General features: G+C 74.9%; 9 protein-coding genes, 1 tRNA gene and 2 pseudogenes. 7 read left to right on the forward strand and 5 right to left on the reverse strand.

Features of this window, described 5'->3' with window-relative positions; all coding sequences use genetic code 11:
* The 6 genes and pseudogenes from FHS37_RS25180 (at nt 1) to FHS37_RS25205 (ending at nt 5,599) form a co-directional block, all read left to right on the forward strand.
* Complete coding sequence (locus FHS37_RS25180) at nt 1–1,122, forward strand: hypothetical protein (protein ID WP_184825475.1); 1,122 nt, start codon at nt 1–3, stop codon at nt 1,120–1,122.
* Nucleotides 1,113–2,714, forward strand: coding sequence for an amino acid adenylation domain-containing protein (locus FHS37_RS25185; RefSeq protein ID WP_184825132.1), 1,602 nt, complete (start codon nt 1,113–1,115; stop codon nt 2,712–2,714). Before FHS37_RS25180 ends, FHS37_RS25185 begins: the two co-directional genes overlap by 10 nt.
* The gene (locus tag FHS37_RS25190) at nt 2,711–4,060 is read left to right on the forward strand and encodes an AAA domain-containing protein (protein ID WP_184825134.1); all 1,350 of its coding nucleotides are present in this window, start codon (nt 2,711–2,713) and stop codon (nt 4,058–4,060) included. The genes FHS37_RS25185 and FHS37_RS25190 overlap by 4 nt, the downstream gene beginning before the upstream one ends.
* Before the next feature lie 361 nt (nt 4,061–4,421).
* Entirely contained in the window at nt 4,422–4,787 is a 366-nt protein-coding gene (locus tag FHS37_RS25195; protein ID WP_184825136.1) for a DUF8844 domain-containing protein, read from the forward strand.
* A gap of 139 nt (nt 4,788–4,926) precedes the next feature.
* Nucleotides 4,927–5,535: pseudogene (locus FHS37_RS25200) on the forward strand (hypothetical protein).
* Nucleotides 5,526–5,599 (forward strand) — tRNA-Lys (locus tag FHS37_RS25205). Before FHS37_RS25200 ends, FHS37_RS25205 begins: the two are co-directional and overlap by 10 nt.
* A gap of 62 nt (nt 5,600–5,661) precedes the next feature.
* On the opposite strand, the gene FHS37_RS25210 is transcribed toward FHS37_RS25205, so the two are convergent.
* The gene (locus FHS37_RS25210) at nt 5,662–6,879 is read right to left on the reverse strand and encodes a M6 family metalloprotease domain-containing protein (protein WP_184825138.1); all 1,218 of its coding nucleotides are present in this window, start codon (nt 6,877–6,879) and stop codon (nt 5,662–5,664) included.
* A 434-nt stretch (nt 6,880–7,313) separates the two neighbouring features.
* Between FHS37_RS25210 and FHS37_RS25215 the strand changes: the two genes are divergently transcribed.
* Nucleotides 7,314–9,236 (forward strand): putative bifunctional diguanylate cyclase/phosphodiesterase, encoded by a 1,923-nt coding sequence (locus tag FHS37_RS25215; protein WP_184825140.1) that lies wholly within the window; start codon nt 7,314–7,316, stop codon nt 9,234–9,236.
* On the opposite strand, the gene FHS37_RS25220 is transcribed toward FHS37_RS25215, so the two are convergent.
* The 4 genes and pseudogenes from FHS37_RS25220 to FHS37_RS39835 form a co-directional block, all read right to left on the reverse strand.
* Nucleotides 9,212–10,312 carry an LLM class flavin-dependent oxidoreductase gene (locus FHS37_RS25220; protein ID WP_184825142.1) on the reverse strand — a complete coding sequence of 367 codons (1,101 nt, stop codon included), beginning with the start codon at nt 10,310–10,312 and terminating at the stop codon, nt 9,212–9,214. The two genes, FHS37_RS25215 and FHS37_RS25220, sit on opposite strands and share 25 nt — an antisense overlap.
* A 369-nt stretch (nt 10,313–10,681) precedes the next feature.
* Nucleotides 10,682–11,482: a hypothetical protein gene (locus FHS37_RS25225; RefSeq protein WP_184825144.1), complete on the reverse strand. Its 801-nt coding sequence runs from the start codon at nt 11,480–11,482 to the stop codon at nt 10,682–10,684.
* Nucleotides 11,483–11,611: 129 nt separating this feature from the next.
* Nucleotides 11,612–12,343, reverse strand: coding sequence for a maleate cis-trans isomerase family protein (locus FHS37_RS25230; protein WP_184825146.1), 732 nt, complete (start codon nt 12,341–12,343; stop codon nt 11,612–11,614).
* Nucleotides 12,340–12,921 (reverse strand): annotated as a pseudogene (locus FHS37_RS39835) (aspartate racemase/maleate isomerase family protein). Before FHS37_RS39835 ends, FHS37_RS25230 begins: the two are co-directional and overlap by 4 nt.
* Nucleotides 12,922–12,932: the final 11 nt, after the last annotated feature.

Consider the following 12,932-nt stretch of genomic DNA (forward strand, 5'->3'; position numbering starts at 1 on the left):
CTGCGCGGTCCCGAGGTCCCGGCCAAGGCGCTGGACGCGCGCGCCCTGGCCGCCCTCGCCGCCAACCCGGGCTGCAGGCGGCGCGCGATCCTCGACGGCGCCGGGGTGGACAAGGCGGCGCTGGCGGGTGCGTTGGGTGCGCCGTCGGTCTTCGGGCAGTCGCAGTTCGCGTTCGTGCGGGGCAACGCGTTCGAGGCGAAGGTCAAGGCCGACGGCGGCACGGAACTGCTGCGGCTGGCCCACGAGAAGCTGGACCGCGCGGCCGAACCGCCCGCCGCCGCGCGGGTGCCCGACCTGACCGCCTCCGGTCCCGAGGGGCGTCTGGAGCGGACGAGACTGGCGCTGCGCGAGGCCGCGGAGGAGTCCGCCGCGACCCCGGGCACCTGGACGCTGCTCGACCACCCGATGCTCGCGCTCGACGTCGCCGGCTCCCCCGCCTTCCTGGAGCCGGACGCGGTGGTGGTGCACCCGGACGGCAGCTGGACGGTCGTGGAGATCAAGTCCTTCCCGATGCTGGACGGCGCCGCGGACCCGGCGAAGGTCGGCGCGGCGGCCCGTCAGGCGGCGGTGTACGTCCTGGCGTTGGAGAAGGTGGCCGGCGCGCTCGCCCCCTCCCCGCGCGTACGGCACCGGATCCTGCTGGTGTGCCCCAAGGACTTCTCCAACCTGCCCACCGCGTCCGCCGTGGACGTGCGCAAGCAGCGAGCGGTGACGGCCCGTCAGCTGTCCCGGCTCACCCGGATCGAGGAGATCGCCGACACGCTCCCCGAGGGCACGTGCTTCTCGCCGGAACTGCCCGCCGAGCGGCTGGCGGCGGCCGTGGAGTCGGTCCCGGCGACCTACGCGCCGGAGTGCCTGTCCGCGTGCGAACTGGCCTTCCACTGCCGGGACCGCTCCCGCGCGGCCGGCGCGGTGACCTCCCTGGGCCGCCCGGTCCGCGCCGAACTGGGCGGCCTCACCACGGTCGAGGACGTGCTGGCGGCGGCCCGGGGCCGGGCCGGCGACCCCGACGACCCGGCGGTGGCGGCACTGCGCAGGGCCGCGGCCCTGCGCGCGGAGGCGCTGGGCGCCGCGGGCGCGGCCGCCCCCACCGCCGTCCGGGAGGTGTCCCCTTGTCGCTGATCGCGACCCTCGCCCGCCTCGAGGCCGTCAGCACCGGCCGCGCCCAGCCCGTCGCCACCGTCCGGCACCGGCACCTGTCCGAGCGGCCGCTGGTGTTCGTCCCGCTCACCACCGCCGGCGAGGCGGGCGCCCCGCTCGGCGCGCTGGTGGGCACCGACCGGGACGCGCCGCGGCTGCTGGTCGTCCCGCAGCCGCGCGACCGCGACCTCAGGTCCGCCTTCCTCGCCGAACTGGCCGACGTGGTCCTGCCGTACGTCGACGGGTTCGCCGACGCCGTGGAGGCGGCCGAGCGCGCCGAGACCGACCCGGAGACCGGCAAGCGGGTCAAGGTCGAGGTCGAGCTGTGCGCGGACGCGCCCCAGCTGATCGTGCCGAGCCGGGCGGGCGTCGACTTCGTACGGCTCCTGGGCCGCTCCATGCGCTTCAGGCGCACGGCGGAGCAGGACCCGGAGGCCCCGTTCCCGGCGCCGCCCCGGGTGCCGCTGCTGGGGCGGTGGCTGACGCACTTCGGGGAGCGGGCCCGGGTGCCCGGCTCGTCGCTGCTGCTGGCCATGACCGACCTGCTGGGCCGGCACTGGGCGACCGGGCAGTCCACGCTGGAGGACCAGCACCTGGGGGCGCTGCTCGCCTGGATCGCCCCGCCCGGGGGGCGCTCCGGCGCCGAGGCGGCGCAGGAGGCCGAGCTCGCGCGGGACGCCGACGGCCAACTGGTGTGCCCGCCCGCGGGCCCGGCGACCGACCCGGCGTTCGACAACAGGCTGCTCGCCCCGGCCATCGAGCGCTACGACCGGGCCCGCACCGCGCTCGCCGCCGCGGAGGACGGACTGGAGGCCGACGACCGCCTCGGCGCCCTGACCGCCGCCGAGCGGGAGATCCGCGCGCTGGTGGAGAGCCGTACGCGGCCCACCTGGGACGCGGTGTGGCACGGCCTCGACCTGCTGCGGGAGCTGCCTCCGGGCGCGCGCGTCGAGGAGCGGTGGACGCGCGACCGCTGGTCGTTCACCGGTCACCGGGACCGGGTGCTGGCCGGTGAGCCGCCGCAGCCGCGCCGCGACGACGCGGTCACCGCGGCGAACAAGCTGGCCGTGCGCGAGCGGGAGCAGACCCGGCTGGAGGCCCAGGAGGCCCTGGACGACCCGCTGGTGATGGCGGGCCGGCGGCTGGCCGGGGAGGCCTTCGCGGGCGAGGTGGTCGACGTGGTGATGGCGTACAGCGAGAGCAAGCGGCCCAGCCCCCGCCCGCTGGTCACCGTCCGCACGGACGACCGCCCGCACCTAGGGGAGCGGGCACGGGCGTACCGGTCGCTCGGGGGGAAGCCGCAGACGGCGGAGTTCGTGGGCTACGAGACCGGCCCGGAGGACGGTCTGGTCGTCCTGCGCGTCATGGACAGGATGGGCCGGGGCAAGGAACCGGAGGAAGGATCGGTTCCGGAGAAGGGCGACCGCGTGTGCTTCACGCTGTTCGAGCACGAACCGCGCGGCGGGGCGAAGCTGCCCGACCCGGAGGAGACGCCGTGGACCCACGGCGGTCCGCCCGGTGAGGAGGCCGTACCGGAGCCCGCCGATCCGGTGACCGAGGAGGACGTGCTGTGACCGCCCCTGCCCAGCAGGCCGTGTTCGACCCGGGTGCCGCCGCGAGCCGCGCCACCGACGCGATCCTCCGCGACACCCTGCGCGGTGCCACGCGCGGTGTCGTCGTCGACTCCCCGCCGGGCGCCGGCAAGTCCACGCTGGTGGTGCGGGCGGCGCTGGAGCTGGCGGAGGCGGGGCGTCCGCTGATGGTGGTGGCACAGACCAACGCGCAGGTCGACGACCTGGTGCTGCGGCTCGCCGAGAAGAACCCCGACCTGCCGGTGGGCCGGCTGCACAGCAGCGACACCGACCCGTACGACAAGGCGCTCGACGCGCTGGAGAACGTGCGCACGTCGGCGAAGGCGGCCGATCTCGTCGGCCTGGGCGTGGTGCTCTCCACGGCGGCGAAGTGGGCGCACGTCAAGGGCGTCGAACCGTGGGAGCACGCGATCGTGGACGAGGCGTACCAGATGCGCTCGGACGCGCTGCTCGCCGTGGCCAACCTGTTCGAGCGGGCGCTGTTCGTGGGCGACCCGGGCCAGCTGGACCCCTTCTCCGTCGTGGGCAGCGAGCAGTGGGCGGGCCTGTCGTACGACCCCTCCGCGTCGGCGGTGACCACGCTGCTCGCCCACAACCCCGGGCTGCCGCAGCACCGGCTGCCGGTGTCGTGGCGGCTCCCGGCATCGGCGGCCCCCCTGGTGTCCGACGCCTTCTACCCGTACACGCCGTTCCGCAGCGGCACCGGTCACGGTGACCGCAGGCTGACCCTCGGCGTCCCGTCGGACGGTTCGGGTCCGGACCGGGTGATCGACGAGGCGGCCGAGTCGGGCTGGGGCCTGCTGGAGCTGCCCGCCCGGCACACCCCGCGCACGGACCCGGAGGCGGTGCGGGCGGTGGCGACGGTCGTGCGCAGGCTGCTGGACCGCGGCGGCGCGGCCGTGTCCGAGCGGTCACCGGACCCCGTCCCGCTGACCGCCGACCGGATCGCCGTCGGCACCGCGCACCGGGACCAGGCGGCGGCGGTGCGGGCGGCGCTCGCGGAGCTGGGCGTGACGGAGGTCACGGTCGACACGGCGAACCGCCTGCAGGGCCGGGAGTACGACGTCACGGTGGTCCTGCACCCGCTCTCCGGCCGCCCCGACGCCACCGCCTTCCACCTGGAGACGGGCCGGCTGTGCGTCCTCGCCTCCCGGCACCGGCACGCGTGCATCGTGGTGTGCCGGGAGGGGGTGGGCGACCTGCTGGACGACTACCCGTCCACGGAACCGGTCCAGCTGGGCACGCTGGTGAAGTTCCCGGACGGCTGGGAGGCGAACCACGCGGTGCTGGCGCACCTGGCGGAGCACCGGGTGGCCTGGCGGCCCTGACCGCCCCTCCGGCACGCCCCCGGGCAGGCGGTCGACGCGGCACCCCCCGACCCGCCGGACGGAGTCCGGCGCCCGGGCGTGAGGGGGTGTGCCGTCAGTGAGCGGCCCGGCCTTGCGCGGCCGGGGTGACGAGGCCGCTCCCGGCGGTGCGGTCGTCGTCACCGACCGCACCGGGGTGAGGGGCTCTGCGGCGGAGCCCTCCGCCACCGGTGCCGGTGCGGGGCCGGTGGCGGTCGTACCGGTGGAGCCGGTCGGGGAACGCCGCCCGGCGGAGGGGCGAGGCCCTCTTGCGGGGGCGCGGGACAATGGACGGTGGCCCACTTCCCTGGGGGCCGATCGCGACGTACGAGAGGGAGAGACCATGGCGGAGCCCACGCCGCGTCGGGACGAACCGCGGCTACGCCCCGCGCCCCTGCTGTTCGAGCCCGCGGCGGCGGCCGCCGACCCCGAGCACTTCTTCGACCTGGAGTCGATCGAGGATCCGCGCGCGCTGCTGGAGCGGGCGACGGAGTTGACGCTCGCGTTCCGCGCCGCGGCGGACCGGGCGACGGAGTTCCAGGCGATGGCGGCGGCCCAGCTGGCCGACCCCCGGCGTTTCGACCGGCTGACGGCGGCCGACATCGCGGAGCACGCCGAGTGGACCGAGGACTACACGAAGAAGATGATCGAGTTCGGGCGGGACCTGATGCGCGACGGGGAGGGCCGGGGGGACGTCGACCCGATGTGATCCTCCCGACACCGCCGGCCCCTGCTCGAACAGGCGTGGCACGTGCCAGGCGGGCACGATACCGCCTCCCCCGGCACCGCGTCCCGGATTCCGGCGACCCCGGGGGACCGCTCCCTCACGGCCGGTAGACCTGTGCGTCATGAGGAGCACACGGAATGCCTCCGGCATCAGCGGCGTCACCCCGGACGGTGCCGCCTGGCTCGCCTCGGCAGGAACGTATCCGCGCAGCACGCTCGCGCACTAGGCGGAGCGCGCGGACGCTCCGGTCGTCCTGCCCTGCGGTGCGGTCTTCGACGTGGTGAGCACGCCCGCGGTCTTCGGGCGCCGGATGCTGGACCGGATGTGGGACGAGGGGCCGGGCTCCGGGCCGGTGGCGGAGTTCCGGGGCCGGATGCTGCTGTTCGCGGCGCCGGGGACGGCCCAGCGGCTGCCGGCCCTGCTGGAATGGGAGGAGTGGGACGCGCACGGCCGCCGGCGGGGCCGCACGGGGGCCGTCCCGCCGCTGCTGTGCCACGGGACCGGCGACGCGGTGACGGTCCCGGCCCTCTCCGGCGGGGCGGCCACCGCCGCCCCGGCCCGCTCCGGCTCGCGCTGGCTGGTCGCCCCGGACACGCGTCACCCCTGGCTGCCGGGCCCGGAGGTGCTGCTCTGGGCGGCCGTACGGGCGGCCCGCGCGGCCGTGCGGATATCGATTTTTCCTCCCGCCGACCAGGATGCTAATGTCTACGACGTCAGCAGGCGCCGCTAGCTCAGTTGGTTAGAGCAGCTGACTCTTAATCAGCGGGTCCGGGGTTCGAGTCCCTGGCGGCGCACGACACGGGAAGGCCTCCTGCGAGAGCGGGGGGTCTTTCTCGTGCGCGCGTCCCGCCGGCGATCACCGGGTGGTGATCTTCACCGTCCACGCCCCCGACGCCGTGCGCCCCTCCACCTCCACCCGTACGGACTCACCCGGCACCGTGAAGCTCTCCCCGAGGGCGACCGGGGCGTCGGCGAGGGGCGGGTAGACCGAGTCCCCCCAGCAGGCCTCGGTGTGCGGGTGGGCGTCGACGACCTCGATGGGGCCGCCGCCGGACTGGGTGCCGCTGCTCACCCGGTAGACCAGCACCCCCGGCCGGCAGGCCGCCGCGTCGTTGCCGACCGGGCCGCGGACCTCGAAGGCGAGCACGCTGTCGGCCCCGGTGCGCACGACCGCGAGCTTGACGCCCCGGCCGAGCCCGAAGGACGGCGTCCCGGCCGCGCCCGTCACCGGCACCCCCGGCCCCGCCCCCAGCGGCTCCAGCGTCAGCCGCACCGGCCCCGCGTCCTGCACGCACCGCACCTGCCGGGGCTCCAGCCAGCCCAGCTTCCACTTGTGCCAGCCGAACAGGTCGGGCGCGAGGGCGAACTGGCTGCCCATCAGGTCCCAGTCGCCGACGTGGGTGTCCCAGTCGCCCTTGCCGTCCACGGGCCGGTGGTAGAGGTCGGGCAGGTCGAAGACGTGCCCGGTCTCGTGGGCGAGGACCAGCCGGTCCGGGGGGTGGTTCTCGAAGACGGTGACGACCCGGCGGATGTCGGTGCCGTCGGCCCGCAGCGGGGTGTCCAGGTTGACGACCTTCGTGGCGTCGGAGTCCACGCCCGGCGCGTCCGGGTCGGCGACGAGGTACACGATGTCGTACCGCGAGAAGTCGACCTGCCCGTCGGTCACCGCGAGCGCGTCGCGCAGGTAGGCCGCCCGGTCGGAGACGGACCAGTCGCGCCGTATGGCGTACGCCGTGGACGGGCGCGGCATCCGGATCCAGTGGCGCAGGGCGTGCGGCCGCAGCGTGAACCTGCCGTAGGAGGCCCGCCGGAAGAAGTCGCTCGTGGCCGGGAAGTGGTCGGCGGCGAGCTCCTCGGGCGTGGTCAGGGGGTGGGAGTCCGGGAAGGACAGGAAGACCATCACCGCGTCCAGCCGGCGGGCCGGGCGGGGATAGGCGGTGTTCCAGGTGTCCAGGCCCTCGGAGTGGTGCGCGTCGGTGCGGGTCAGGGCGCAGGGCGCCGCGGAGAAGGGCTCGGAGGCGGTGGGGACGGTCACCATCGAGGTCGCCGCGAGCGCCGACATGGTGGTGCACATCGCCGCCGTGCTGCGCAGCCGGGGCCGTACACCCGGACGGCTCAGTCCCCGGAGGGCTTCCCGGCCGAGTCCTCGTCCTCTCAGGGGGAGCTGACGCGGCACGGGGACCTCCGGGAGACGGTTCGCGGGACACCGCACCCAGAGTGTGTGTGTTTGTCGTATTTCGCCCTGTTCAGTTGCACCGGACGGGTGAGAAAGCCGGGCCTTCCCGCCGGGGCCGGTCCCCGGGGTCCCCGGGCAACCCCGACCGCTCACGGAACGTCACAACTGGTCGGAGGCCTGTCGAAGCCGTCCATCGGCGGACGGAAACGATCAGGAAGAGATGCGGGAGCGCCCCGGAGGCCGGACAGTGTCTGGAAGGGCCTGACGTCGGCCTCTATGATCGGCAGACTTTCCTGCACGGACAGCGAACGAGTGCACTGCGGGAGCGAGCGGTGAGCGGAACGTCCGAAGGGCCGGCGCCCGCAACGGATCTCGACCGGCCAGTCGTCACAGAGAGTGAGACCGTCACGTCTTCCCGTACCGCGTCCCCGCCACCCCCGCCCTCTCCGTCATCGCCGTCGCCCCCGTCGTTCCCGTCGTCCTCCGCCTCCTCCTCGCCTCCCCCGCCCCTCCCGCCCTCGGCGTACCGCGCCGCCTTCGCGGTCGCGCCGCTCGCCATGGCCGTGGTCGACCGCGAGGGCACGGTGGTCAGTGCCAACGCCGGCCTCGCCACCCTGCTGGGCGGCGACCCGGACACCCTGACCGGGGCCGTCGCCGCCGATCTGGTGGACCTCTCCTCCGACGCCCGGGTCTGGCACGCCTACCGCGAGGTGCTGCGCGGACGGCGGGCGAAGCTGCGCTGCACGCGCCGGCTGAAGCACCCCGAGGGGCACACGCTGTGGGTGCGGGTGACGGTCGCCCCGCTGCCCGCCGACGACGGGGGCGTGCTGCTCTCGGTCGCCGACATCAGCGCCCGCCGGGAACTCCAGGCGCGGCTGCGGCACTCGCGGATGCACGACCCGGTGACCCGGCTGCCCAACCGCACCCTGTTCTTCGAACGGCTGACGGCCGCCCTGGAGGCGGAGTCGTACGAACACAGCGGCAGCGGCCGGATCGGGCTGTGCTACCTGGACCTGGACGGGTTCAAGGCCGTCAACGACACCCTCGGCCACCACGTGGGCGACCGGCTGCTGGCCGCCGTCGCCGAGCGCCTGGCGCGCTGCGCGCAGGAGGCCGGCCGGACCAGGGCCGGCACCCCGCTGGTGGCCCGGCTCGGCGGGGACGAGTTCGCCCTGCTGGTCGAGGACTCCACCGGCACCGAGCAGCTCGCCGACCTCGCCGAGTCGGTCCTCGAGGCGATCCAGGCCCCCTTCGACCTCTCCGGCCAGCGGCTGTCGGTCTCCGCGTCCATCGGGGTGGTCGAGCGGCACGCCGCCGGGACCACGCCCACCGCGCTGATGCAGGCCGCCGACACCACGCTGTACTGGGCGAAGGCCGACGGCAAGGCCCGCTGGACGCTGTTCGACCCGGAGCGCAACGCCCACCGGGTGACCCGTCAGGCCCTCGCCTCCACCCTCCGCCCGGCCATCGAACGGGGCGAGTTCGCGCTGGAGTACCAGCCGCTGGTCGGCATGGAGGACGACCGGGTGCACGGTGTGGAGGCCCTGCTCCGCTGGAACCACCCGCGGTTCGGCACCCTGACGCCGAATCGGTTCATCGGACTCGCGGAGGAGGACGGCTCGATCGTGCCGCTCGGCCGCTGGGTGCTGCGCACCGCCTGCCGCCAGGCCCGCCGCTGGCAGGAGGAGCACCCGGACGAGCCGCCGATCTTCGTCAGCGTGAACGTGGCGGTCCGTCAGGTCTGGGACTCCGACCTGGTGGCGGACGTCGCCGGGACCCTGGCGGACACGGGCCTCGCGCCGCAGCTGCTCCAGCTGGAGCTGACGGAGTCGGCGGTGATGGGCTCCTCCGGCCGGCCGCTCCAGGCCCTGAAGGCGCTCAGCGACATGGGTGTGCGCATCGCCATCGACGACTTCGGCACCGGCTACTCGAACCTGGCCTACCTCAGCCGGCTGCCGGTGTCGGTGCTGAAGCTGGACGGCTCCTTCGTCCGGGGCTTCCGGTACGAGGAGCGCGCCGCCGCCCTGCCGAACCCGGCCGACGAGGTGATCGTCGAGGCGATGGTCCAGCTCGCCCACCGGCTCGGCCTCACGGTCACCGCGGAGTGCGTGGAGACCTCGGCGCAGGCCACCCGGCTGCGCCGGATCGGGTGCGACACCGGCCAGGGGTGGCTGTACTCCCGTCCGGTGCCGCCGGACCGCATCTCCGAGCTGCTGGGCACGCCCGGGGTTCAGTCGAGGGCCGGCAACCCGTAGGAGTCGGCGATGAGTTCGTAGGAGCGCAGCCGCACCTCGCCGCTGTGCGCGTTGGCCGTGATCATCAGCTCGTCGGCGCCGGTGCGCTTCTGCAGGTCGTCCAGTCCGGCGCGGACCTCGTCCGGGGTGCCGTGGACGACGTTGGCGTTCCAGGAGTCGACGAACTCCCGCTCCATGGGGGTGAAGGGGTACGCCTCCGCCTCCTCGGGGGTGGGGACCAGGCCCGGGCGGCCGGTGCGCAGCCGGACCATGTTCAGCGCGGCGGCCAGCACCTGCCGGCGGGCCTCCTTCTCGTCCTCGGTCGCGAGCGCGGAGACGCCGATCAGGGCATAGGGCGCGTCGAGGACCTCGCTGGGCCGGAAGGTCTCGCGGTACAGGTCCAGCGCGGGAACGGTGTTCTGCGCCGAGAAGTGGTGGGCGAAGGCGAACGGCAGACCGAGCATGCCGGCCAGCCGGGCGCTGAACCCGGAGGAGCCGAGCAGCCAGATCGGCGGGCGGTGCGGGGACTGCACCCCGCCGGGCGAGGTGGCCTGCACCGGTCCGGGGACGGCGTGGATCCGGCCGTAGGGGTGTCCGTCGGGGAAGTCGTCGTCGAGGAAGCGGGTGAGCTCGGCGAGCTGCTGGGGGAAGTCGTCGGCGCCCTCGTTCAGCCGATCGGTGCGGCGCAGGGCGGCCGCCGTGGCGCCGTCGGTGCCGGGGGCGCGGCCGAGGCCGAGGTCGATCCGCCCCGGGGCCATGGCCTCCAGGGTGCCGAACTGCTCGGCGATGACGAGCGGGGCGTGGTTGGGCAGCATCACGCCGCCGGAGCCGAGCCGTATGCGGTCGGTGTGGGCGGCGAGGTGGGCCAGGATCACGGCCGGGGACGAGGAGGCCACGCCCGGCATGGAGTGGTGCTCGGCGACCCAGTAGCGGTGGTAGCCGCGCGACTCCGCGAGGCGGGAGAGGGCGACGCTGGTGCGCAGGGCGTCGCTCGCGGTCCGGCCCGCGCCGACGGTCACCAGGTCCAGCACCGAGAGCGGGACGGGTGCGGTGCCGTGGGCGGTGCCCCGGATCTCCTCTGCGGTGTCTGCGGCCATGGTGGTGGTGCCTCCTGTCGGGTGCGACGTTCGCTCACGACGCAACGGGAGGGCGCCCCCGGTTATTCCCCTCCGTTCCCTCCGGCCACGCGTCACGGTCGACCGGGTGCGGGCGTGCGTGTGCGCGTCGGCCGGTCCTGCGGTATGATCATCCTGCCTGGTCACGGGAACAACACCCGGTGGTCGGCAATGCGTTGGTGGTCCAAGGAAAGACGCCCCACTTCCTGTGGGGAGATGCAGGTGCAAGGCCTGCCCGGCGCTCGACGAGAACCCCGGCCCCGCTCCCGCGGGACCGGGGTTCTTCCGTGTCCGCCGCGTCCGCGCGGACCGGGGCGAGCGCGCCGCCCCGGTCGCACGGCAGGGCGCGGATCAGCCGAGCTTGGCCTCCTGCGCCTCGATGACGGCGGTCGGCTGCCCGAACGCCTCGCCCCGGCCGACCGCCGCGATGTTGAAGGACGAGAATCCGGCGAGCGTGGTGCCCTGCCGGAAGACGACGACCTTCGTCTCGGCGGGGGTGCCGTCCAGCTCGGTCCCCACCGTCCAGGCGACGGCGTCCTCACCGGCGGCGAGCTTCTCCTCGGTGACCTTGGTGATCTGCTGCTTCTCCCCGTCGGCCGTCATGGCGAAGCCCCCGGCGCACTTCTCGCCGGCCTCCCTCAGCGTGTCGAGGGTGCGCTGCGCGCCGTCGGCGTCGTAGGACCACAGGGAGGTCATCGTCTTGGTGATGTCGAGGGAGGCGAGCGCGGCCTCCTCGGCCTCCTCCTCCGTCATCTCCGCGAGCTCCTCCACCGAGGGCAGGCCCTTCCCGGCCGCCGCGGACTCCTGGGTGACGAGGCGCTGGGCGCTCGCCGCCGGCTCGCCCGCCGGCTGGGCCGACAGCACCCGGGCGACGGGCTCGCACTCGGCCTGCTCGGCGGAGACGGAGCCGGGCGCGAAGACGTCGTCCTTCCCCGGCTTGCGGACCTCGTGGTCCTCGAGGTCGGCGGTGGTGAGCACGAGCTTCTCCAGTTCGCCGGCGGTCAGCGCCTTCGCCGCCGGCTTGCCGGACCCGCCGTCCTTCGCCTTCGTGTCGCCACCGTCCCGGTCGCTCCCGCCGCAGGCGGTGACCACCAGGGCGAGGGCGGCCGCGGAAGCGGTCAGGACGGTACGCCGTACGGCGGTGGTTCGCATGCTCTCTCCCGTGTCCAGCGTCCTGTGCCCGGGAACGGCACAAGATCACGAGAGCAAGACCGTCATGACCGGGTCGAGGTTGTACCGGCGACGGCCACCGGCCGCACCCGCGTGGTCACGTCCGCACGATCACACCTGCACGATCGGCTCCCTGGTGAACAGCGCGCCCAGCTCCGGGGCGTTCACCCGGCGGTCGGCCAGGCGCAGGCACTCCCAGACCGTGACCTGGTTGGCGGTGAGGACCGGCTTGCCCAGCTCCTTCTCCAGGGCCGGGATGTGGGCGACCGTGTGCAGGGCGGCGTCCGGCAGGAGCAGCGCCTCGGCGTCCGGGGTGTCGGCCCCGCGGGCCAGGGCGAACAGCTCGGCCTCGCCCCAGGTGCCGACCTCCGCCGCCGTGACGATCCCGGAGCCGCGCACCCGCGTCACCTCCACCCCGCCGGCCCGCAGGAAGTCGGCGAAGAGCGCGGCCACGTCGTCCGGGTAGGTGGCCCCGACGGCGACCCGCCGCGCCTCGATCTCCCGCACCGCGTGCACGAAGGCGAAGGACGTGGACGACGCGGGCATGCCCGCCGCCAGGGCCAGGGAGCGCACCTGCTCGTGGGCGCCGTCCCAGCCGTGCACGAAACCGCCGCTGGTGCAGGCCCACACCACGGCGTCGGCGCCCGAGAGCCGCAGGTCCCGCAGCCCGGCCGCCAGCCGCTCGGGCGAGCCCATCTCCCGCAGCGCGTCCACCCGGCGCGCGTCCTCACCGATGTCGGTGTGCACCAGGTCCACCCGGACGTCGCTGCCCAGCAGCTGTTCGATGCGCGGGTAGTCGTCCTCGGCGGAGTGGCCCGGGTAGAGGAATCCCAGTGCGGTCATGACCAGCCTTCCTGCTGCTTCTCTTCCTCCGGCGGTACGGCGCCGGACGTCTGGCCCGGCAGTACGGTCCCGGAGCGCGCCGACCTGTCGATCAGCGCCTGATACGGTCCCACCGCCCGAGTACCCAATCGGCGCAACGCCGCCCACACGGTCACCTGGTTGGCCGAGATGACCGGTATGCGCAGCTCCGCCTCGAGCTGCGGGATCACGTCGCAGGTCGGCGGGTTGGTGCAGGAGGGGAACGGCGCGTCCGCCGCGCCGGCCCGGCTCACCGCCTCGCTCACCGCGCGCTCGCCCACGACGCCGCCGGCGGAGCTGCCCGACGTACGGGCGTAGGCGACGGCCTCGGGCGCGACCGCGGTGGGCGTGCGCACCGCGTCCCCGGGGGCCGCGCGCTCGCCGACCAGCCGGGCGAGGTCGAGGCTCACCCCGACCGGCACCTACGGCGTCCGGGTGAGGTGCAGCGGCACCTCGTCCGGGACCCGGCGCCGCAGCTCGCGGTCCAGCGCGAAGCCGAAGGGGGCGACGGCGCCGGCACCGCGCTGCGGGCCCGGTCCGCCGAGGAAGGAGACGTCCACGTCAGCGCCGG

This window comes from Streptomyces griseomycini, from assembly GCF_014203535.1.
GTDB classification, from domain to species: domain Bacteria; phylum Actinomycetota; class Actinomycetes; order Streptomycetales; family Streptomycetaceae; genus Streptomyces; species Streptomyces griseomycini.

Excerpts from the sequence above, each read along its gene's own strand:
- FHS37_RS25195 (WP_184825136.1), top strand. The coding sequence starts at position 4,422 with ATGGCGGAGCCCACGCCGCGTCGGGACGAACCGCGGCTACGCCCCGCG.
- FHS37_RS25210 (WP_184825138.1), bottom strand. The coding sequence starts at position 6,879 with ATGTGCACCACCATGTCGGCGCTCGCGGCGACCTCGATGGTGACCGTC.
- FHS37_RS25220 (WP_184825142.1), bottom strand. The coding sequence starts at position 10,312 with ATGGCCGCAGACACCGCAGAGGAGATCCGGGGCACCGCCCACGGCACC.
- FHS37_RS25225 (WP_184825144.1), bottom strand. The coding sequence starts at position 11,482 with ATGCGAACCACCGCCGTACGGCGTACCGTCCTGACCGCTTCCGCGGCC.
- FHS37_RS25230 (WP_184825146.1), bottom strand. The coding sequence starts at position 12,343 with ATGACCGCACTGGGATTCCTCTACCCGGGCCACTCCGCCGAGGACGAC.